Source organism: Crossiella sp. CA198, from assembly GCF_052078295.1.
Taxonomy (GTDB): domain Bacteria; phylum Actinomycetota; class Actinomycetes; order Mycobacteriales; family Pseudonocardiaceae; genus Crossiella.
Genome location: NZ_JBQJIM010000003.1, coordinates 192,023 through 212,239 on the forward strand (window position 1 = coordinate 192,023; position 20,217 = coordinate 212,239).

At 70.0% G+C, this 20,217-nt stretch carries 25 protein-coding genes; 8 read left to right on the forward strand and 17 right to left on the reverse strand.

Going from position 1 to position 20,217, the window contains the following annotated elements; all coding sequences use genetic code 11:
- Window positions 1-4: 4 nt before the first annotated feature.
- From ACTOWY_RS05960 to ACTOWY_RS06000, 9 genes are all read right to left on the reverse strand, one after another.
- Window positions 5-151 carry a hypothetical protein gene (locus tag ACTOWY_RS05960; protein ID WP_441308591.1) on the reverse strand — a complete coding sequence of 49 codons (147 nt, stop codon included), beginning with the start codon at window positions 149-151 and terminating at the stop codon, window positions 5-7.
- Window positions 148-642: a hypothetical protein gene (locus ACTOWY_RS05965; RefSeq protein ID WP_441308592.1), complete on the reverse strand. Its 495-nt coding sequence runs from the start codon at window positions 640-642 to the stop codon at window positions 148-150. Before ACTOWY_RS05965 ends, ACTOWY_RS05960 begins: the two co-directional genes overlap by 4 nt.
- A complete protein-coding gene (locus ACTOWY_RS05970) occupies window positions 639-965 on the reverse strand; it encodes a hypothetical protein (protein ID WP_441308593.1) in 327 nt (108 codons plus the stop codon). The genes ACTOWY_RS05965 and ACTOWY_RS05970 overlap by 4 nt, the downstream gene beginning before the upstream one ends.
- The gene (locus tag ACTOWY_RS05975; RefSeq protein ID WP_441308594.1) at window positions 965-1,519 is read right to left on the reverse strand and encodes a hypothetical protein; all 555 of its coding nucleotides are present in this window, start codon (window positions 1,517-1,519) and stop codon (window positions 965-967) included. Before ACTOWY_RS05975 ends, ACTOWY_RS05970 begins: the two co-directional genes overlap by 1 nt.
- On the reverse strand, window positions 1,519-1,941 hold the full coding sequence (locus ACTOWY_RS05980; RefSeq protein ID WP_441308595.1) for a hypothetical protein: 423 nt from the start codon (window positions 1,939-1,941) through the stop codon (window positions 1,519-1,521). Before ACTOWY_RS05980 ends, ACTOWY_RS05975 begins: the two co-directional genes overlap by 1 nt.
- On the reverse strand, window positions 1,941-2,108 hold the full coding sequence (locus ACTOWY_RS05985; protein ID WP_441308596.1) for a hypothetical protein: 168 nt from the start codon (window positions 2,106-2,108) through the stop codon (window positions 1,941-1,943). Before ACTOWY_RS05985 ends, ACTOWY_RS05980 begins: the two co-directional genes overlap by 1 nt.
- Window positions 2,109-2,110: 2 nt before the next feature.
- Complete coding sequence (locus tag ACTOWY_RS05990; RefSeq protein WP_441308597.1) at window positions 2,111-2,290, reverse strand: hypothetical protein; 180 nt, start codon at window positions 2,288-2,290, stop codon at window positions 2,111-2,113.
- Between the two features lie 144 nt (window positions 2,291-2,434).
- Entirely contained in the window at window positions 2,435-2,638 is a 204-nt protein-coding gene (locus tag ACTOWY_RS05995) for a helix-turn-helix domain-containing protein (RefSeq protein ID WP_441308598.1), read from the reverse strand.
- Window positions 2,628-2,900, reverse strand: coding sequence for a hypothetical protein (locus ACTOWY_RS06000; RefSeq protein WP_441308599.1), 273 nt, complete (start codon window positions 2,898-2,900; stop codon window positions 2,628-2,630). The genes ACTOWY_RS05995 and ACTOWY_RS06000 overlap by 11 nt, the downstream gene beginning before the upstream one ends.
- Window positions 2,901-3,081: 181 nt before the next feature.
- Here ACTOWY_RS06000 and ACTOWY_RS06005 point away from each other — a divergent pair, with 181 nt between their 5' ends.
- The 3 genes from ACTOWY_RS06005 to ACTOWY_RS06015 all read left to right on the forward strand — a co-directional run bounded on the left by ACTOWY_RS06005 (window position 3,082) and on the right by ACTOWY_RS06015 (window position 6,552).
- On the forward strand, window positions 3,082-3,489 hold the full coding sequence (locus tag ACTOWY_RS06005) for a hypothetical protein (protein ID WP_441308600.1): 408 nt from the start codon (window positions 3,082-3,084) through the stop codon (window positions 3,487-3,489).
- Between the two features lie 443 nt (window positions 3,490-3,932).
- Window positions 3,933-5,219, forward strand: a complete 1,287-nt coding sequence (locus ACTOWY_RS06010) for a tyrosine-type recombinase/integrase (RefSeq protein ID WP_441308601.1) — start codon at window positions 3,933-3,935, stop codon at window positions 5,217-5,219.
- Entirely contained in the window at window positions 5,161-6,552 is a 1,392-nt protein-coding gene (locus tag ACTOWY_RS06015) for an MFS transporter (protein ID WP_441308602.1), read from the forward strand. Before ACTOWY_RS06010 ends, ACTOWY_RS06015 begins: the two co-directional genes overlap by 59 nt.
- On the opposite strand, the gene ACTOWY_RS06020 is transcribed toward ACTOWY_RS06015, so the two are convergent.
- Window positions 6,506-7,132 carry a GntR family transcriptional regulator gene (locus tag ACTOWY_RS06020; protein WP_441308603.1) on the reverse strand — a complete coding sequence of 209 codons (627 nt, stop codon included), beginning with the start codon at window positions 7,130-7,132 and terminating at the stop codon, window positions 6,506-6,508. The two genes, ACTOWY_RS06015 and ACTOWY_RS06020, sit on opposite strands and share 47 nt — an antisense overlap.
- An 84-nt stretch (window positions 7,133-7,216) precedes the next feature.
- On the opposite strand from ACTOWY_RS06020, the gene ACTOWY_RS06025 reads away from it, so the two are divergent.
- A complete protein-coding gene (locus ACTOWY_RS06025) occupies window positions 7,217-8,011 on the forward strand; it encodes a carbon-nitrogen hydrolase family protein (protein ID WP_441308604.1) in 795 nt (264 codons plus the stop codon).
- A 139-nt stretch (window positions 8,012-8,150) separates the two neighbouring features.
- Here ACTOWY_RS06025 and nadC read toward each other — a convergent pair whose 3' ends face one another.
- Genes nadC through nadA form a run of 3 tightly spaced genes read right to left on the reverse strand, consistent with a single transcriptional unit; the run spans window position 8,151 to window position 11,732 of the window.
- On the reverse strand, window positions 8,151-9,005 hold the full coding sequence (gene nadC, locus ACTOWY_RS06030; RefSeq protein ID WP_441308834.1) for a carboxylating nicotinate-nucleotide diphosphorylase: 855 nt from the start codon (window positions 9,003-9,005) through the stop codon (window positions 8,151-8,153).
- Window positions 9,006-9,061: 56 nt separating this feature from the next.
- Window positions 9,062-10,711, reverse strand: a complete 1,650-nt coding sequence (locus tag ACTOWY_RS06035) for an L-aspartate oxidase (protein ID WP_441308605.1) — start codon at window positions 10,709-10,711, stop codon at window positions 9,062-9,064.
- Window position 10,712: 1 nt separating this feature from the next.
- Window positions 10,713-11,732: a quinolinate synthase NadA gene (nadA, locus tag ACTOWY_RS06040; RefSeq protein WP_441308606.1), complete on the reverse strand. Its 1,020-nt coding sequence runs from the start codon at window positions 11,730-11,732 to the stop codon at window positions 10,713-10,715.
- A gap of 71 nt (window positions 11,733-11,803) precedes the next feature.
- On the opposite strand from nadA, the gene ACTOWY_RS06045 reads away from it, so the two are divergent.
- Window positions 11,804-12,529 (forward strand): NUDIX hydrolase, encoded by a 726-nt coding sequence (locus tag ACTOWY_RS06045; protein WP_282106428.1) that lies wholly within the window; start codon window positions 11,804-11,806, stop codon window positions 12,527-12,529.
- A 9-nt stretch (window positions 12,530-12,538) separates the two neighbouring features.
- Complete coding sequence (locus ACTOWY_RS06050) at window positions 12,539-13,213, forward strand: LON peptidase substrate-binding domain-containing protein (protein ID WP_441308607.1); 675 nt, start codon at window positions 12,539-12,541, stop codon at window positions 13,211-13,213.
- Window positions 13,214-13,373: 160 nt separating this feature from the next.
- On the opposite strand, the gene ACTOWY_RS06055 is transcribed toward ACTOWY_RS06050, so the two are convergent.
- From ACTOWY_RS06055 to ACTOWY_RS06065, 3 genes are all read right to left on the reverse strand, one after another.
- Window positions 13,374-14,225 (reverse strand): NAD(P)-dependent oxidoreductase, encoded by an 852-nt coding sequence (locus ACTOWY_RS06055; protein WP_441308608.1) that lies wholly within the window; start codon window positions 14,223-14,225, stop codon window positions 13,374-13,376.
- A gap of 48 nt (window positions 14,226-14,273) precedes the next feature.
- Window positions 14,274-14,705 carry a CBS domain-containing protein gene (locus tag ACTOWY_RS06060; RefSeq protein ID WP_441308609.1) on the reverse strand — a complete coding sequence of 144 codons (432 nt, stop codon included), beginning with the start codon at window positions 14,703-14,705 and terminating at the stop codon, window positions 14,274-14,276.
- Between the two features lie 286 nt (window positions 14,706-14,991).
- The gene (locus tag ACTOWY_RS06065) at window positions 14,992-15,972 is read right to left on the reverse strand and encodes a GlxA family transcriptional regulator (RefSeq protein WP_441308610.1); all 981 of its coding nucleotides are present in this window, start codon (window positions 15,970-15,972) and stop codon (window positions 14,992-14,994) included.
- A 95-nt stretch (window positions 15,973-16,067) separates the two neighbouring features.
- Here ACTOWY_RS06065 and ACTOWY_RS06070 point away from each other — a divergent pair, with 95 nt between their 5' ends.
- Window positions 16,068-16,766 (forward strand): DJ-1/PfpI family protein, encoded by a 699-nt coding sequence (locus ACTOWY_RS06070; protein ID WP_441308611.1) that lies wholly within the window; start codon window positions 16,068-16,070, stop codon window positions 16,764-16,766.
- Window positions 16,767-17,354: 588 nt separating this feature from the next.
- Here ACTOWY_RS06070 and ACTOWY_RS06075 read toward each other — a convergent pair.
- Window positions 17,355-18,338, reverse strand: a complete 984-nt coding sequence (locus ACTOWY_RS06075) for a helix-turn-helix transcriptional regulator (protein ID WP_441308612.1) — start codon at window positions 18,336-18,338, stop codon at window positions 17,355-17,357.
- Window positions 18,339-18,954: 616 nt separating this feature from the next.
- Between ACTOWY_RS06075 and ACTOWY_RS06080 the strand changes: the two genes are divergently transcribed.
- A complete protein-coding gene (locus ACTOWY_RS06080) occupies window positions 18,955-19,359 on the forward strand; it encodes a RidA family protein (protein ID WP_441308613.1) in 405 nt (134 codons plus the stop codon).
- Window positions 19,360-20,217: the final 858 nt, after the last annotated feature.

Here is a 20,217-nt window from a genome sequence, read left to right on the forward strand (position 1 = left end):
GGCATCAGGTGCCCCAGCCGGTCATGAGGGCGAGGACGGGCACGCCGGCCAGGACCAGGCCGAGGGCGAACCCGCCGAGGACGGGGAAGAACAGCGCGTGCAGGACCGCGCCCGCATCCGCCAGGCGCGCGCGGGCGCGGTCCCGGCTCACCGGGGGCTCCGGCGGCGCAGCACCCGGCAGGCCGCGGCGGTGGCGGTGGCCAGGACCAGCCCGCCGAGCAGCGCTTCGGCCGGGCCGAAGCCGTGCGGGGCCAGCACCTGCCAGGCGATGACGACCAGCACCAGCAGCAGGCCGGCCACCGTGGCCACCGCCCCGGCGAACTCCCGGGCCGGACGGCTGGACTCCCAGCCACGGCAGAGGGCCGTCCAGGTGCGGCGGGTGGCCATCCACCGTGCCCGGTCGAGCTGGGCGGCCAGCGCCTCGCGGTCGGCGGCCATCAGCAGCCACTCCGGCAGAGCCGGGATCTCCGGGCAGGCCAGCACCACCAGCGGCGCCAGCCCGCAGGTCGGCATCGCCGGGCCGATCCGGATGACCTGCGCGCTGCAGCCGTCCATCCGGCGGGCACCGGGCAGCTGCCCGAAGTTCCACATGGTGTGCGGGGGCAGCGGGATGCGGTCGCCGATGTGCAGCGGGGTGGTCATCGCGCCACCCCCGCACCGAGCTGGCGGGCCAGGGCACAGCCGTGACCGACCGCGGAGACCAGGGAGTAGGAGACCAAGCGGCCGCCGACCATCCTGGTGTCGCGGCGGAACAGCACCGCGCTGGTTCGGCCGCTGGTGCGGTGCAGGGCGACGGCGGGCACCGCGGTGTCCGGGTCCAGCAGTACCGAGGCCCGCAGGTCCCCGACGCGCAGGGTGGCGATCACCGCGGCCGAGGCGGCCAGGGTGCGCACGGTGTAGCCCGCCGCGCGCAGCTCGGCGGAGGCCTCGGCCAGGGTCATGGTGTCGGGCACGGTCCCGGCCATCAGGCACCGTCCCGCAGCAGCTCGAAGTACCAGGTGTGCTGCATGGACATCACCAGCATGTCCGTCTGCCCGGCCGTGCGGACGTCGTCGTGCCGGTGCTCGAAGCACCTCGGGCGGTCCTCGATGTCGAGCTGTACGCCCTCGCCGGTGCAGTCCGGACGGGCGCACATGGCGCAGTCCCGGCACAGACGGGTGCTCCAGTCCAGGCGCACCGTGCCGTTGCTGGTGCAGGTGGCCAGTGCGGCCACGGCCGGTCGCGGGGGCTGGTGGGCCACCGTGCAGAACGCCTCGGGGAAGTGGGTCAGCTCGGTGAACCACATCCCGGACTCGGGGTCGTGGTGGGCACGGCAGAGCACGCGGCCGCTGGTGTCGAGAATGGCGCCGAGCTGCCCGCAGTGCACGCAGCTCGCGCAGATCCCGCAGTAGGCCTGCACCCTGCTGGTCTTCGTGCGTGGCGACCTGGTCGTCGTCGTGGCCACGACCGGGAACCGGTGGTGGGCCGGGAGGGCACAGCGCAGGCCGTGCGCGTTGTCGGTGGTGGCGGGGGCGGTCATCACGCCACCCCCGCCGGAAGACCCTCGGCGGCCCACGTCCGCAGCACGGCCACATCCACCGGCTGGTTCTCCAACCAGCCGTGCTCATCGCGGGCGTCCAGCTCGAAGCGCGCGGTCGCGACCGTCGCGGCCGCACCATCCAGGTTCAGCACCATCCAGGTGTCCCAGCCCTCCAGCAGGGTGCGCAGGTGCAGGCAGGTGTGGCCGACGGTCCGGCTCTGGCCGAAGATCATGGCCCCGGTGAAGGACTCGTACCAGGCGGCCGCCATCCGCAGCCTGTCGTCGCCGTGGTGCGTGCCGATGACGATGTCGTCGTTGTCGGGGTGGATGGTGATGCTGACCGAGCCCGCCTGGTGGAGTTCGTGGCGGTCGATGTGCGCGGTGATCGCCCGCAGCCGGGGCAGCATGGTCGCGGTGGTCATCACGCCACCGCCGCAACCGGCGCGGTCAGCGCCAGCTCGCCGTGGTGGAAGGTGGCCGGGGCCAGGATCTCGCCGCGGCGGATGTGTACGGAGGCGTGCTCGCCGCAGTGGGTGCAGTTGTCGGCCTGGTCCAGGTGGACGGCGGGGATGGTGGTGGTGGTCTGCATGGTCAGACCCCCGCCCGGGTGGTCGTGGCCGCGGCGAACCACGGCGAGACGGCAGCGGCCGGGGCCGTGAGCTGGTCCCTGGTGCTGGCCTGGTGGAGAGCGCCGGACTCGTACAAGCGGCGGAGCTGCTGGGCCAGGGCGGCGAGCGGCCGGAGCGGCTCGGTAACCTTCGGGTTGTCCATCGGGAGGTACCTCTCCTGCTGGTCGGCGGGCCGCTCGTTCGCGCTGGTCGCACAGCGCGCGGGCGGTCCGCGCATATGAACGGGATCGGTTGTTCGGGGGCCGGTCCGGCTGCCGTCTCGGGGTGGCGGCAGCCGGACCGGAGATCAGGCGACGCGAATGCGTCGCGGTTCAGCGGGCTGGCCCTTCAGCCACCGGTCGACGGCCTCGCGCTGGATGCGCCAGCTGGCGCATTCCTTGTGCTGGTAGCCCTGAAGTCGACCCGTCCGAAGCGCACGCCGAACGGTCTGTTCGTGGCGTTTCGCGTGGGTGGCGGCTTCGGTAACCGACAGCCACTCGTCAGCTGGCACAGCGCACCTCCGCGTTCGAGAGGTAGGGCGCCAGCCCCTCGGCGTCCACGAGCTGGAACAACGCTCCCGCCTTGTATCCGAGGCACTCTTCGATTCGCCCGGCGAGGGCCAGTTCAACTCGCGGGCGGCGGCCTGTGGCGAGGAGGTTCAGGCGGGCCGCCGAGATCCCGATTCGCTGGGCGACAGACCGTTGGGTGCCAGCGTCGTCGATCGCCGTTCGGAGGACCTCCGTGTTGCGAATGGTGACGTAGATGGAACTCACAGTGCCTCCGCTGGCCGACGTCGTTTGCGTGATGCCGTCTGCTAGCTGTCTTCACCATGAAGACGGCACGCTGACGTTAACTCTCGCGGCGGATGGCGTCAACACCCGTTTAACGTCACGATTCGGTCGCGGTGTTTACTGGCCGTTGACGTCTCTGGCCGTTACGGGGGTAGGTAGGGCTGTGAACCTCGCGGAGCTGATCGAGCGTCAGAAGGCCGCCTCGGGTCTGAGCTACGAAGACATGGCTGACCGCGCTCGCGACCGAGGGCAGAGGATTCGCGGCAACATCCTCTGGCAGCTGACCAGGCGAGAGATCGCCCAGCATCCCAAGCCGGACACCATCCGCGCGCTCGCGGCCGCGCTCGATACGACAGTGCGTGAGGTGCTCGACGCCGTAGAGGAGAGTCTCGGCCTACGCCGGGTGGATGTGGAGGTCGCGGACCCCAACATCGAAGCCTGGATCACGCTAACCGGAGATCGGACACCCGAGGAGGTGGCCGAGCTGGCCGAGATCCTGCGACAGAAGGTCGACGAGCGGATGGCCGAGCGGGCCGCCGCGGCGAAGACCCAGCCCGCGAATGAGCGTTAGCCCGCAGGCAGGATAGTTATCTAGAGTCTCCGTATCGTTGCAGCTCAGTGATGCCACATCCGCCGTAAGGGTGGTTTAGGCCGACGTTTGTGTTGATCTCCGTGCGTGGTGCGTACTGTCCGGCACCCTCAGCGTCAAGCCGAACGCAAGGAGCCGCATGCAAGTGCTTGAGCTCCACCTTACGGACCTACCAGCGCCAGACGTGTTGGCTTCCCGAGACGGTGAACAAGTCATCATCTGGGCAGACCGGCGCGTATCCGAACAGATCGTACTGGCGCTCGTCAGCAAGGTCCTGACGGACAGGTAGCAACGCAGGTGGGGTTCTGCTTGGCGGGAGCAGAACCCTCCCCTAGCCTCTCTCCGCATGCGACTCCGAACGCGACTTCGTGGCGCACATTTCGCGCTGACCGAGGGGAGCGATACACGTGGTTAGTGTCGACCCAATGAAGACCAAGAATGGAATCAAGTACCGCGGCGTCTATTATGTCAACGGCAAGAAGAAGTACACGCACAAGCCTTATCCGACATCGAAGCGCGAAGCCAGGCGGCAGGCACGTGTCCTGCAAACGGCCGCCGAACGCAGGGCCTCCGTAGACGAAGGTCTGCTTCCGCCCAGCATCAAGTGGGGCGACTGGGCCACGGACGTTTGGTGGCCGGTACGAACAACCGGCACAGATGAGCGCGAGCCAATCGAGGAGCAGACACACAACCGCGAGCTTGACTTGTGCAATAGGTACCTAATGCCACAGTGGTCCGAAACTCCGATTAACACCATCACCCGCAAGAAGGTACAGGCATGGGTGAACAGCCTCAAGATCGGCAGACCAGGAATGTCCCCTAAGTATGGTCACCGAATCTACTCGCTCTTCAGAACTTCAATGATCTCCGCCGTAACCGCCGAGGTTCTTGACGCTAACCCATGCGTGAAAATTAGCATTCCCGGCTCCAAGAACTTGACCCGCCCGAAGAATACCATTCGCGAGGGTACCTTTCAGACGCTGTGGAATCACCTACACCCGCATTACCAGTTCGCTCTATGGCTGAGCCTGCAACTGGGCGTGCGCCCCGGTGAACTCGGCGGCCTGCACTGGAGTCGGGTCGGTTTGGAATCCGGCGAAGTTGAGATTCGCGAGGTACTGGTCTACCTCCGGCCAGTCAAGGGCCATTCCGTGACGCCAGAGAGGATCATCAAGCCGTATCCGAAGAACGGCAAGGCGCGCACCCTGCCGCTCGGCGAGCAGGCAGTCGAGATCCTGCGTCGCTGGCAGAAGCGGTATCCACCCATGGCCAAGTGTGGACTCGTACACCGTCCGTACGGCGTGTGCGAGTCCGACCTGGTCTTCCGCACGCCCCGCACCCGCGCGCCCCTGACAAACCAGGCCTTCAGCAACCAGATCAGGCGGGCCCGCCTGGCGGCCGGCCTGCCGCGGCTGTCGCCCTACTCCGCCCGGCGGGGCTACAGGGAACTGCTCGCCGAGTGCGGCGTTGACCCGATGGCGATCACCCTGCTCATGGGCCACGCGAGTACGGAGGAAACCCTTGGCTACACCGAGGTGTCCCCGAGAGCGATGCGGCAGTGCCGGGCCGCTCTCAACGGGCCTGGTGCTCGCAACCTCGAACTTGTCCACAGTGGACAGACGACTGAGGATTCTGGGATGAGTTCTGGGACGAATGAGGGTTCCGATCTGCTCACATCCGCTCACATCCAGCTGCGTCGATCCCTCGGCTGACCTGCGCGGACAGTCACATCCGCTCACATCCGCTCACATCGGCCCCAATCGGCGAAACCCCAGGTCAGCGAAGCGTGTATACGACTTCGCGATCTATTCCTCCAGCGCGGCCCTGGTCTTCGGCGCGCTGTTCTTCCCCAGCCACGACCCGCTCTCCGGCACCCTGCTGGCCTTCTCCACCTACGCCGTCGGCTACCTGTCCCGGCCACTGGGCGGCTTCGTCTTCGGCCGCCTGGGCGACGTGATCGGGCGGAAGAAAGTCCTGGTCATCACCCTGATGATCACCGGCGTGGCCACCTTCGCCATCGGCCTGCTGCCCACCCACGAGGACATCGGGGTGACCGCCGCGGTGCTGCTGGTCGTACTCCGCTTCGCCCAGGGCGTGGGCCTGGGCGGTGAGTGGGGCGGCGCGGTGCTGCTCTCCAGCGAGTTCGGCGATCCGGCCCGCCGCGGCTTCTGGGCCTCGGCCGCCCAGGTCGGCCCGCCACTGGGCACCCTGCTGGCCAACGGCGTGATCGCGCTGCTCGGCGTGTCCATGAGCGCCGAGGACTTCCTGGCCTGGGGCTGGCGGGTGGCCTTCCTGCTCTCCGCGGTGCTGGTGCTGTTCGGCCTGTGGATCCGCGCCCGGCTAGAAGAGACCCCGGTCTTCCAGGCCATCGCGGACAGCGGCGAGCGCCCCACCGCGCCCATCACCGAGGTCTTCACCACCCAGCGCCGTGCGCTGATCGCCGCGGTGCTCTGCCGGGTCTGCCCCGACGTGCTCTACGCCCTGTTCGCGGTGTTCGTGCTGACCTACGCCACCCAGGAACTCGGCGTCCCGCGCGGCTGGGCCCTGGCCGCGGTCCTGATCGGCTCCGCGGTCCAGGTCTTCCTGATCCCACTGGCAGGCGCGCTGTCGGACCGGTGGGGCCGCCGCCGGATGTACGCCGTCGCCACCGTCGCCGCGATGGCCTGGCCGTTCGTCTTCTTCCCGCTGGCCGAGACCCGCTCGCTGCCCGCCCTCATCCTCGGCGTGCTGGGCGGCCTGGTGATCCACTCGGCCCTGTTCGGCCCGCAGGCGGCCTTCATCTCCGAGCAGTTCACCCCGCGGCTGCGCTACACCGGCAGCTCACTGGCCTACACCCTGGCCGGGGTGATCGGCGGCGCCATCGCCCCGCTGCTGTTCACCTACCTGCTCGCCGAGTACCACGACTGGCTGGCCCTGGCCGCCTACCTGGGCCTGACCGGCGTGATCACCCTGATCGGCGTGGCCCTGGGCCGCGACCCCGACCCGACGGAGGAGCGGCTCACCCCGCCAGCAGCAACTTCAGCGTCGCCTGCAGATGCGTCGTGATGGCCAGCGACGCGGCCAGCCCGTCCCCCTCGCTCAGCGAGTTGAGGATCAGCTCGTGCTCGGCCAGCACGGCCTCCCGCCGCCCGGCCGCCCGGCCCAGCGCGGCCACCCCCACGGTGACCTGCCTAGCCCGCAACCCGTCGTAGACCCGCACCAGCAGCTGATTCCCCGAGGCCGCCACCAGCGCCGCGTGGAACCGCCGATCCCACTCGATGAACTCCCGCGGATCCTCGGCGGCCAGCAACCCGCGCTGGGTCTCCAGCGCCACCGCCATCTCGTTCAGCGCGCCCCGGTCCCCCTCCAGGATGCGCGCGGCGGCATGCCGTTCGAGCATCTCCCGGAGTTCCATCAGCTCCTTGATCTCCCGCATGGTCATGATCGGGATGTAGGCGCCCTTCTTCGGCACCAGGCGGAGGAGATCCTCGGCGGCGAGCATCAGCAACGCCTCCCGGATCGGAGTGCGCGACACACCGATACGGTCAGCGAGTTCCTGCTCGTTGATGAACTGTCCCTGCATGGCCGGATCACCCAGCACCGTGTCCTTGAGGAACTCATAGGCACGGTCACGGCCACTGGCCATCAGACACCCCCTTGCATACTGGAAGTATACAAGTAGGTCACACTGTGTGTGCCAGCTTGCCGCGGAGTTCTAGGAGGACCCAGAGTGCGAATCGGCCTGTGTCAGATCGTGTCAGGCGCCGACCCCGCCAAGAACCTGGAGCTGGTTCGAGAGGGCATCCAGCTGGCCGCGGACCAGGGCGCCGAGCTGGTGGTCTTCCCCGAGGCCACGATGGCCTGCTTCGGCGGCCCGAAGCTGGCCGAGATCGCCGAGCCGGTGGACGGTCCCTGGGGCACCGCGGTCGGCAGGCTGGCCAAGGAGGCGGGCGTGCTGGTCGTCGCGGGCATGTTCACTCCCGCTCCCGACGGCCGGGTCTACAACACGCTGCTGGTCACCGGCGGCGACGACCCGGTGGGATACCACAAGATCCACCTCTTCGACGCCTTCGGCTTCACCGAGTCCAAGACGGTCGCTCCCGGCGACGACCTGGTGGCGATCGAGATCGGCGGCGTCACCGTCGGCATGACCACCTGCTACGACGTCCGCTTCCCCGAGCTGTACCGGGCCCTGGCCGACAACGGCGCCAGCGTCATCATCACCGCCGCCTCCTGGGGCTCAGGCGAGGGCAAGCGCGAACAGTGGGAGTTGCTGACCAGGGCCCGCGCCCTGGACTCCACCACCTGGGTGGTCGCCTGCGGCCAGGCCGACCCGGCCACCACCGGCGTCGAGACCACCGGCAACGCCCCCACCGGCGTCGGCTACAGCGCGGTCGTCGACCCCTTCGGCAACGTGCACGCCGGCCTGGGCGCCGAACCGGAGGTGCTGGTCGTCAGCATCGACCCGTTCATGGTCGAACAGGCCCGCGAGGCCATCCCGGTCCTGGAGAACCGCAGGCTCTGACCCACACCCCGGCCCCGGCCCGCACCAGGCGGCAGCCCGGCCCCGGCTTCTCCCCGCCCGGGCCCGCCGCCACCCCGGACAAGCGGAAGGGCGCCCTCCCCCCGGACGGGCGCCCCTCCTCTTCCTCCCCCCAAGCCCCTCAGCGCAAATCGAGCCCGAGATCCAGCGCGGGCGAGGAGTGCGTCAACCCACCCACCGCCAGGTAATCCACCCCGGTCTCGGCGTACTCCCGCGCCACGTCAAGGGTCAGCCCGCCGGATGCCTCCAGCTTCGTCCCGGTCCCGGCCGCCCGGCGCACCGCCTCGGCGCACTGCTCCGGCGTGAAGTTGTCCAGCAGCACCAGCGAGGCCTGCTCGCCGAGCACCAGGTCCAGCTCCTCCAGCGTGCCCACCTCGACCTCGCAGGGCAGGTGCGGCGCGTGCTGGCGGGCCAGTTTCAGCGCCTGCACCACCCCGCCCGCGGCGACCACGTGGTTGTCCTTGATCAGCACCGCGTCGCCGAGGCCCAGCCGGTGGTTCTCCCCACCGCCGCAGCGCACCGCGTACTTCTGCAGCAGCCGCACCCCTGGCATGGTCTTGCGGCTGTCCCGCACCACGCACCCGGTCCCGCTGACCGCGTCCACCCAGGCGGCGGTCGCGGTGGCCACCCCGGAGAGGTGGCACACCAGGTTCAGCGCGGTCCGCTCGGCGGTGAGCAGGCCGCGCACCGGGCCGCGCAACCGCAGCGCGCTCTCCCCCGGCGACAGCTTCTCCCCGTCCTTGCGCAGTTCCAGGACCTCGTAGTTCTCCGCGCCGATCACCGTGTCGAACACGGCCAGCGCGACCACCACCCCGGCCAGCACCCCGCCCTTGCGCGGGTTGAGGTCGGCCTCGGCGACCGCCTCCCTGGGCACGGTCGCGTCGGTGGTCGCGTCCGGGCCGTACCGTAGGTCCTCGCCGAGGGCCAGGCTGATCACCCGCTGCACGTCGTCGACGTCCAGCCCGGCCCGGCCCAGCTTGGCCGAGACCCGGTGTGAACAGCTCCGCCAGTACTCGACCCCGCCAACGGCTCTCACGCCGCACCTCCCATCGCGGTCCACCGCATCAACTCCGGCCTGCCGTCGGCGCCGAGCCGGACGGCGATGCTGCGCCGCCAGGCCAGGTCGTCGGCGGCCGGATGGTCGTACCGGACGTGGCAGCCCCTGGTCTCGGTCCGCGCGGCGGCGCTGTCCAGCAGCACCGCGGCGGCCAGGGTCAGTGCCGCGTCCTCCACATCCGCACGTGTCCGCAGCAGCGAGTCCACGCTGACCGCGCCGATCGTCTCGTTGGCCTCGGCGAGTCCGGCCGCGGTGCGCCCGATCCCGCCGTGCCTGCTCATGGTCAGCTGCAGGGTGTCCCGCTCGGCGATCCGGGCCACCGGGCTGCCGATCCGCACCGGCCCGCGGTGCCCGTCGGCCAGGCCGGTGCCCAGGTCCAGCGCGACCGCCTCGGCCACCCGCTCGCCGCCGACCAGGCCTTCCAGCAGGCTGTTGGAGGCGAGCCGGTTGGCCCCGTGCAGTCCGGTCCTGGCCACCTCGCCGACCGCGTACAGCCCGGTCACCCCGGTGCGTCCGTCCACTGTGGACATGACACCTCCGCAGGCGTAGTGGCAGGCGGGCGCGACCGGGATGGGATCGACGGCGGGGTCGATCCCGGCCGCCACGCAGGCCGCGTGCACGCTCGGGAACCGTTGCGCGAAGGGCATGCCGAGGGTGTCCGGGCCCAGCCTGGTGGCATCGAGGTAGACGTTGCTCGTGCCGGTGGCGTTCATCCGCCGGGTGATCGCGGCGGCCACCACGTCCCTCGGCGCGAGATCGGCCAGCGGGTGCACGCCGGTCATCACCCGCTCGCCTGCGCCGTCCACCAGCACCGCGCCCTCCCCGCGCACCGCTTCGGTGACCAGCGGACGGCGCCCGCGGGCCCCGGGCCCGGTGTAGAGCACGGTCGGGTGGAACTGGGTGAACTCCAGGTCGGCCGCGATGGCCCCGGCACGCAGGGCGAGCGCGAGCCCGTCCGCGGTGGCCACCTCCGGATTGCTGGTGGCCGCGTAGAGCTGACCGAGCCCGCCGGTGGCCAGCAGCACCGCCGGCGCGGCGAGCACGCCCAGATTGCCCGACTCGTCCAGCACGAGCAGTCCGCTGACCGCGCTGCCCGGCCGCGGCCCGACCTGCACCGGCTCGGCCCGCAGCACGTCCACGGCGGTGTGCCGTTCCAGGATGGTCAGCCGCCCGTCGCGGGCACTGGCCAGCAGCGCCCGCTCGACCTCGGCGCCGGTGGCGTCCCCGCCCGCGTGCACCACCCGGAACGCGGAGTGCCCGCCCTCCCTGGTGCGCGCGAGGGTGCCGTCCGGCCGGGCGTCGAAGATCGCGCCGCGCCGCCGCAACCGCCGCACCGCGGCCGGTCCACCGGCCAGGATGGTGCGCGCGGCGACCTCATCGCACAGCCCGGCGCCCGCGGTGAGCGTGTCGCTGAGGTGCCCGCTGACGCTGTCACCGGGTTCGTGCTCGCCCTCCAGGACCACCGCGATGCCGCCCTGGGCCCACCGGGTGTTGCCCGCTTCGGCACTGGCCTTGGTGATCACCAGCACCCGCAGCCCGAGTTCGGTGGCGCGCAACGCGGCGGTCAGCCCGGCTACCCCGGTGCCGACCACCACCAGGTCCGCGGCTGCTTCCCAGCGCGGCACCTCACTCGCCCCCGCCCGGCTGCCCGATCTCGATCATCCGCTGCACCGAGGCGCGCCCGCGGGCGGCGATCTCGGGGTCCACGTGCACCTCGTCCTTGCCCTCGCGCAGCGCGCGCAGCAGGGCGGCCGGGGTGATCATCTTCATGTACCGGCAGGAGGCCCGCTCGTTCACCGCGCGGAAGTCGATCTCCGGCGCGGCCAGCTTGAGCTGGTGGATCATGCCGATCTCGGTGGCCACCAGCACCGTGCTCGACTTGGTCTGCCTGGCGGCCTTGACCATGTCGCCGGTGGAGAGGATGTGCACCCGCTCGGCGGGCACGGTGCCCTCGCCCGCCAGGTAGAGCGCGGAGGTGGCGCAGCCGCACTCAGGGTGGATGAACAGGTCCGCGTCCGGGTTGGCGGCGGCCTTCTCGGCGAGTTCGGGACCGTTGATCCCGGCGTGCACGTGGCATTCGCCCGCCCAGATGTGCAGGTTGTCCCGGCCGGTCACCCGGCGGACGTGCGCGCCGAGGAACTGGTCCGGCAGGAACAGCACCTCCCGATCCTCCGGGATCGAGCGGACCACGTCCACCGCGTTGGAGGAGGTGCAGCAGATGTCGGTCTCCGCCTTCACCTCGGCGGTGGTGTTGACATAGGAGACCACCACCGCGCCGGGGTGCTCGGCCTTCCAGGCCCGCAGCTGGTCGGCGTCGATCGAGTCGGCCAGCGAGCAGCCCGCCCGCGCGTCCGGGATCAGCACCGTCTTCTCCGGGCTGAGGATCTTCGCGGTCTCGGCCATGAAGTGCACGCCGCAGAACACGATGGTCGAGGCCTCGCTCTCGGCCGCGATGCGGCTGAGCGCGAGCGAGTCACCGGTGTGGTGGGCGATGTCCTGGATCTCGGGGAGCTGGTAGTTGTGCGCCAGCAGCACCGCATCCCGCTCCTCGGCCAGCCTGCGTACCTCGGCGGCCCACTCCGCGTTCGGCTCGACGCCGCCGTAGGGAGTCAGGTCGGTCCGCTCCAACCACGCAGTAGCGGCCATGTCGTCCTCCTTGCTCCACCCGAGCGTGCCGAGTGGCCGTCAACCAGGTTTTCGCCTTAGAATCGAAAACTATGGGTGATGGTATCAGCCAAAAGGGTCATGCGGCACATGAGGTTCTGGCCGCGGTACTCCAGGTGCGAGCAGGATCACTCCAGGCGCTGCTCTGGGAACGGGCCCGCGAACCCCATGCCGGGCGGTGGTCCTTGCCCGGCGGCAGGCTCGGGACCAGCGAGGACGTCGAGACCTCGGTCCGGCGGCAACTGGGTGAGAAGGTCGATGTGCGCGGAGTGCCCCATGTCGAGCAACTCGCGGTGTTCTCAGCACCTGAGAGGGTGCCGGGCGAACGGGTGGTCGCCACGGCCTTCCTCGGCCTGGTCCCCTACGACGTGGACCCGGCCATCCCGGCCGACACCGCCTGGCATCCGGTGGACGCGCTGCCGCCGACCGCCTTCGACCACGAGGCCATCGTGCACCGCGCCCGCAACCGGCTGCGCGCCAAGCTGTCCTACACCAACGTCGGCTTCGCCCTGGCTCCGCCGGAGTTCACCGTCTCGGCGCTGCGTTCGCTCTATTCAGCGGCACTCGGCTACCGGGTGTCAGCGACCAACCTGCAACGCGTGCTGTCCCGCCGCGGCCTGCTGGAACCCACCGGCCACACCGCCCCGCCGGGCCCGTCGGGGGGCCGCCCAGCTGCGTTGTTCCGGTTCCCCGGCAAGGGCTTGGAGGTGACCGATCCGTTCGCGGTGCTGCGTCCGCCCGCCGGAAATCGGCCAGCGGGCTCGACCGGCTCGTCGTAACGTGAACGGGTGACCGACACACTGCCGCTGTTCCCGTTGGGCACGGTGCTGCTGCCGGGCGCCTCGCTGCCACTGCACATCTTCGAACCGCGCTACCGGCAGCTGATGGTGGACCTGGTGACCGGCGCCGTGCCCGGTCGCAGCTTCGGCGTGGTCGCGGTCAAGCAGGGCTGGGAGATCGGCGAGGACAACCTGGAGGCCGTGCACGACATCGGCTGCACCGCGCTGCTGCGCGAGGTCCGCAGACTCGACGGCGGCCAGTACGACGTGGTCGTCCGCGGCCAGCGCCGGTTCCGGCTGCTGGAGGTCGACCGCACCAGCGCGCCCTACCTGATCGGCCAGGTCGAGTGGATGCCGGACGCGGAACCGGCCCTGGGCCCCAGGCCCACGGTGCTCGCCGACGCCGCCCGCGCCGCCCACCGCCGCTACTGCACCACGGCCTGGCGCCAGGAGGACTGGAAGGAACCCAGTGGCACCGCCGATGTCGCCTCCCTGTCCCACGAACTGGCCGCCGACTGCATGCTCACCCTGGAGGACCAGCAGCGGTTGCTGGAGGAGACCTGCCCGATCCGGCGGCTGCGACTGATCCGCCGGATGCTGACCAGGGAGGCGGAGATCCTGCGCACGCTGCGCGCGGTCCCGGTGCCGCTGACCGAGTTCGCGCAGAAACACAGCGAGAACTAACGCACCAGGCCGGCTTGCGCACCACCCGCTCCCCCGGCTCTCGCCATAGCCGCACACCGAGCGCGCCCACCCGCCCCACACCTCAGCCCCGCACGGCAAGCCCGCACGCCCGGCCCTCGCCCCAGCTCCTCCCGCGCAGGCCGTGCCCGCCCCGCTCCCGTCAGTCCTTGGCGCGCAGATGTGCCACCACGGCACTGAAATCCCGCCCACCGAGCCCAGCCCCCGCCGCCGCGTCCAGCTCCCGCCGGGCCGTCGCGATCACCCCGGCCTCGGCCGCCCCCGCCTCCAGCGCCAGCCGCAGGTCCTTCGCGGCCAGCGCCAGCGAGAACGTGATCGGCAGCCCCGCCGTCTCGTTCTGCTCCCGCAACCGCGCGGCCATGCCGCCCACCGCCGACCCGGCCAGCGCGTCCCAGGCCGTGCCCTGGTCCACCCCGAGCTGATCAGCCAGCGCCATCGCCTCACCGACCAGCACCGGCACGGTCGCGGTGATCGCGTTGACCACCAGCTTCAACGCGGCCCCCGCCCCGGCCTCGCCCACCCGAACCGGGTTGCCCAGCACCGAGAGCACCTCGGCGACCGCGGCGAACTCGGCCTCGGTGCCACCCACGTAGATGTCCAGGGTGCCGCCCTCGGCCTGCGGCAACGTGCCCTTGACCGGCGCGTCGACCAGCGTGGTCCCCTCGGGCATCCGCGCGCGGAGATCGCGCACGGCACCTGGCCCACTGGTGGACATCTCCACCACGGTCGCCCCGGTGGCCAGCTTCCCGGCCGCGCCACCGGTGCCGAAGATGACCTCGTTCACCGCGTCGCCGTCAGCGAGCATGGTGATGACGTGCTCCGCCCCGTCCACCGCCGCGGCGGGACTGTCCGCGACCCGCGCACCACGCTGGACGAGCGGGCCGGCCTTGGCCGCGGTCCGGTTCCACACGGTCAGCTCGTGCCCCGCGGCCAGCAGCCGGCCCGCCATCAGCACACCCATGCGGCCAAGTCCGAGAAAAGCGATACGTGACATGACAACGAACGCTAGAACCAGCCCAGCGCCCGCGCCACCGCGAAGTGGTCAGCCCTGGGCGATATAGGCCTGAAGGTGCTCGTGGTCCTCTTCGAGCTGGCTGATCCGCGACTTCACCACGTCCCCGATGGAGACGATCCCGGCCAGCCGACCGTCGACGAGCACCGGCACATGCCGGATCCGCCGCTCGGTCATCAGCACGGTCAGGTTGTCCACGGTGTCCTGCGGCGTGCAGGTCACCACGGCGGCGGTCATGATCTCCGCGACCGTGCCGCTGAGCAGTTCGGCCCCGCGTTCCCGCAGCCGCCGGACCACATCCCGCTCGGACACGATGCCCACCACGGTCCCGTCCGGTCCCACCACGACCAGCGCGCCCACGTTGTGCTCGGCGAGCGCCGCGAGCAACTCGGTGACCGTATTGCCCGGTTCGACCGTGGCAACAGTGGAACCCTTGGTGCGCAGGACATCCGCGATCCGCATGGCAACACCCTTCGATCGACACCGGCCGACCCGCTTCAGGCTAACGGGGGACAGCCGAACGCGCAGCGCCCCCAACGGTGGTTCTTCCGGTCCAACCCGGCCCCCGCACCAGCTCAGCCCACTGCCCGATCCACGGCCCCCCGCCGACGCGATCCCGCCCTGCCCACGGACCCACACCCGCGCACAACCCCCGCAACCGGCCCCGCCCAGGTCAGCGCAGGTCGGCCCAAGTCGGCCCAGGTCGGCCCAGGTCGGCCCAGGTCGGCCCAGGTCGGCCCGCCCGAGGTCAGCTCGCCGCAGCCCGCCTGCGATGCACCATCCGATAGACCGAGGGCGAGGTCTGGAAGAGGTCGAGGAAGGCCTGCCGCAGGGTCTCGGTCGAGCTGAACCCACAGCGCGCCGCCACCGCGGTCAACGGCAACCGGGTCGACTCCAGCAACCGCGCCGCGGCCCGGGTGCGCGCGGTGCGCACGTACCGGCCAGGGGTGCTGCCCAGCTGCTGCTCGAACAACCGGGCCAGGTGCCGGGTGCTCAGTCCCGCACGGCGGGCCAAGGTGCCGGCCCGCAGGTCAGCGGCCAGATCGGCCTCGATCAGGTTCATCAGCTCGCGCACCACCGCATGCTCTGGCGGCGGCGCGGCGACGTACACGCTCACCTGCGCCTGGTTACCAGGCCGCTGCAGGTAGGTGACCAGGTTCCGGGCCACCGCCCGCGCCAGCACGGCCCCGTGGTCCTCCTCGACCAGCGACAGTGTCAGGTCCAGCCCACTGGTCACCCCCGCCGAGGTGTAGACCGACCCGTCCTTGATGAACAACGGCGCCGGGTCGACGGTCACCGCCGGATAGTGCTCGGCCATCTTCTCCGCGTAGAACCAGTGCGTGGTCGCCCGCCGCCCGTCCAGCAACCCCGCCGCGGCCAGCAAGGTCGACCCGACACACACCGACGCGACCCGCCTGCTCAACCGGGCCACCCGCCGCACCTGGTCCAGGAACCGCTGGTCTCCGGCCTGCTCCAGATAGGTCCAGCCACCGACCACGATCATCGTGTCCACCGGCCCGGCCACCTGCTCCAACTTCACCTGCGCGGCCAGCGTGAGCCCCGAGGCGCAGCGGATCGCCCGCCCACCCATGCTGGCCAGCCGGATCTCGTACCCCGGCGTCGCGCCGAGCCGATTGGCCGCGTCCAGCACATCGCTCGGACACGCGATGTCCAGCAGTTCCGCCTGGTCATAGCCAATGATCACCACCCGCCGGGGGCCAGTCGCCATACCGCCAACCTAACGCCCCATGTCCGTCAGACAAGGAGCACAGGTTTTCGGACATCGCCCAGCGCCCCGCCCGCACCACCCGCCAGGCTGGCTCCATGACCACCGAAGTCCGCACCATCGCGTTCGTCCTCTACCCCGGCCTGACCCCACTCGACCTGGTCGGCCCACTCCAGGTGCTCACCTCCCTGACCCAACTCGGCCTGCCCTACCGCACGATCACGGTGTCCGCCACCAAGAACCCTCTCCCCACCGACCTGCCCCTGAACCTGTCCGCCACGCACACCTACGCCGAGGCCCCCGCCCCCTACGCGCTGCTAGTCCCCGGCGGCGGCGGCCCGACCTTCCGCGCCATGGCCGACGAAGCCCTGCTGGACTACCTCCGCACCACCAGCCCCCAGACCGAACTGACCCTGTCGGTGTGCACCGGCTCCCTGCTGCTCGCCGCCGCCGGCCTGCTCGAAGGACGCAACGCCACCACCCACTGGGCCTGCCGCCACCTGCTGCCACGATTCGGCGCGACCCCCGTGGCCGAACGCTGGGTCACCGACGGCAAGTTCATCACCGCGGCCGGCGTCGCCGCGGGCATCGACGCCGCCCTGCACGTGGTCCAGGTGCTGGCGGGCCCGGAGGTCGCCCGGGGCGTGCAAACCGGCATCGAGTACGACCCGCGGCCCCCACTCGGCGGCATCGACTGGTCCACTGTGGACTTCGAGCAGGGCAAGCAGTGGAGCAAGGCCATGATCCAGGAGGGCTTGTCCTACCACCCGGCCCTGCTCGCCAAGCTACTCGGCTAACCAGCCAACCCACCCCTCAGCCAACCCAAACACCCCACCGACCCAGCCAACCGCCCCACCACCCCAACCGCCCCACCACCCCAACCGCCCCACCACCCCAACCAATCCACCCCCAACCAATCCACCCCCAACCAATCCAGCCCCAACCAATCCAGCCCCGACCTATCCAGCCCCCACCGACCCAGCCCCCACCAACCCGACTGCCCCACCTAGCTGTTCGCCCGGGAAGAACTCTCTTGCGGAAGGCGCGGAACATCCGGGATGATTCGGCCATGCTGCTGAAGCGAAAGGGCGAGTCCCGCCCAGGCCGTTGACCGGCCCCTCGTGGGTTTCCGGTCATCACTCCGGAGAAATACCCACGATTGCAGCGCTCCCCGCCATCGGCTCCACGGTGCACAAAGCCGCGCGAAAGTCCGCCGCCCCACTGTCCGCTGTGGACCGATGTCTTCTCCCGTCCGGCGTTCGTGTCCCACGCGACCGTCCCCACGGGCCAAATCCACATGGTCGCACCCAGTACCTGTCGTCAACAGAAAGGAGTCGAAACACCTTGCTGCTCCAAGGCTGGGACACAGCCGCCGCACGTTGAGATCACCCGAGGTACGCCGCCGCCAGCGCACGCACGGACTCCGCCAGCAGGGTCCGTAGCTCCTGCGGCGCAAGCACTTCCACCTCCGCACCGAGCTTGAGCAGGTCGTCATGCGCTACGGCGACCTGCTCTATCGGCATGTCCGCGACCACCCACCCCCGCTCATCCGGCTCCCCCGCGCTGCCCACCACCGCCGCGGCCACCGTGTCCCCGTACACATACGCCAACCGAGACATCCCCTTGGGTGACAACCGAACCACCGCCGTCCCCACCAACATCTCCCGCTCATACAGCCGAGCCCACTCGCCCCAATACACGGCCAGATCAAAGTCCTCCGGCCGCACAAATCCCTCCCCCAACCGCGTCAGCTTCAGCACCTCCGCGACCCGATAGGTCCGCACCCGCCCAGGCTGATCCACCCCCTGCGCCACCAGGTACCAAAGCCCCGCCTTCACCACCAGCCCCAGCGGCTCCAACACCCGCTCAACCTCCCGCGGCTCCCGCCACCGCCGATACCGCACGGCGATCCGCTCCCCCTCCCACACCGCCGCCGCGATCGCACCCAGCATCGGCACCCGGTCCACCGGCCGGAACCACCCCGCCGCATCCAGGTGAAAACGCCCCCGCAACGCCTCCGCCCGAACCCGCAACTCCCCAGGCAACGCCGCCAGCAACTTCAACTCCGCCGCCGCCAGCACGCCGCCAAGCCCAAGTTCCGCCGCAGGCCCCGGAATCCCGGTGAGGAACAAGGACTCCGCCTCCGCGGCGGTCAACCCCGTCAACCGAGTCCGGTACCCGTCCACCAACTGGTACCCGCCAGACCGCCCGGCGTCGCCGTACACCGGCACCCCAGCCGAGGACAACGCCTCCATGTCCCGGTACACCGTGCGCACCGAGACCTCCAGCTCGGCAGCCAGTTCACTGGCCGACATCCGCCCTCGCGTCTGCAGCAACAGCAAAGCCGACAACAACCGACTGGCACGCATCCCCGCAACCTACCTCGCCACCCACCCGGCATCGCCACACCACGACGACACCGGAAGCCGCGTCAACAGCCCGTGGCCCGGCACACGCAGCCAGTCCCAGCTCCAAAACCTCCTTTCCAGACAAGGTCTCCGGCACGGGGGCACCCCCGCCGAGGACCAGTCACCATTGGGCACCAAGGCTTTCCCGAGCAGCCCAGCTCCGTCCAGGGTTATCGCGAACCTGGACGCGTAGCCGGAATCGACTCATCCGTGCGGCAGCCGCTCGACCACCACAACGCCGATCAGGCAGCACAGCGGCGCCAAATCAGCTCGGCCCAGTCACGCCACCGCAACTCCGCAGAGCCGCTGCGGCACGGCGGAGAGAGCACGACTCCGCAGAGTCAACGCGGCCCGGTTCAGCCAGTCCGGCAGCGCGGCATTCGCGGGGTTGCTCAGGCAGCGCGGCCCCGCCCAGCTGGAACAATCCAGCCCAGACAGCGCTCGGGCAAGGGCCGCGCCTCGCCAGACCACGGTCGAAAGCAACGTACTGCCCACACAGGTGCCATGCCCACGACGCATCGCACCTGTGCGAAACAGTCGCTGGTCGCATGTCAGCCGCACGCCTAACGTCGCCGCCATGCGGACCACCTTCGACAATCCAGCCAGCGCACCCCGCCCCTTCACGAACTACTCGCAGGTCGCCCGAATCGACCTGGGCGGCGGCGCGTTGCTGGTGTTGTCCGGACAGATCGCGGTCGCCGACGATGGCCGGCCCCTGCCGGACCGGGACATGCGGGTTCAGGCGGAGAACGTCTTCGCCACCATCACCGCCCTGCTGGACGCGCATGGCGCGACCCTGGCCGATGTCGTCAACATCCGCTCGTACCTGACGGATATGGACGACCTGCCTGCCTATGGCGCGGTACGCCGCCGGCTGTTCCCAGTCGACCCGCCCACAAGCACGACCGTGCAGGTGTCCCGGCTGTTTCGGCCGGAGGCGTTGCTGGAGGTGGATGTCATCGCCACCGTGCGAAATCCGTGAGCCAGTTCGACCGCTCAAGCGCCTCGGGCAGCCACGTGGTGCCGGCCCACGTGGTGGCCACGAGCCACATCGGCAGTCGATCAACGGCATACGATCGTCACTGTCGCCTGCGATTGACCGTCCCGCCCTGGATGTCCAGCTCTGCCAGCGTTTTCACCTCCTCAATGGGCAGAGCTGGACAAGTCAGCCGGGTCAGTCCGGGCAATCACACAGGCTGGGCGACGCGCGCCGGGAACCCGGCTGGCGTCGGTTCGCATGGTGTCGAATGACAGTCCACTGTGGACATATCAACGCATTGTGCCTCCAGGGAAAGCTTGTAGAGATGTTCGAGTGACCACACACGCACCTGCCCGGCACGGTTGATGCTCAGTTCACAGAGATATGGGGCCGCAGATCGTGCCCGAAGTCCCGCGACATGAGGTCGCTGGGAAGATGTTGCTGAATATGCTCGGGATGCTCATGTTCGGCGTGCACAGCGGTCGAGTCCCGAGTCTCGTTCCGCCTGGACGCATCGTAGCGCACATTCTGATGATCGAGTTCCACCCCGGAACACGCACGTCCCAGAGACTCCGCTTGATCAATTCGACTGTGCCGCAACAACTTCGGTGACCACAGGTATCGCAGCCACGAGTTCATCCTACGGGCGATGTGCACCGAACCGACCGTTCATCACCCGATCCGTTGACAACACTCGACACACTCCGGCCCCAGCGCCGACATTCCTTGCAGGTCAACGCTATTGGTCCACGCTGTTGCGCGATCATGCCGCGGAAAGCCTGTGGATAACCGGGACGCCGACATCGCGACCGGCGGTATGCTTCGCTCGGCGCCAGCGAACTCGGCGGCGCCGCCCCTGCC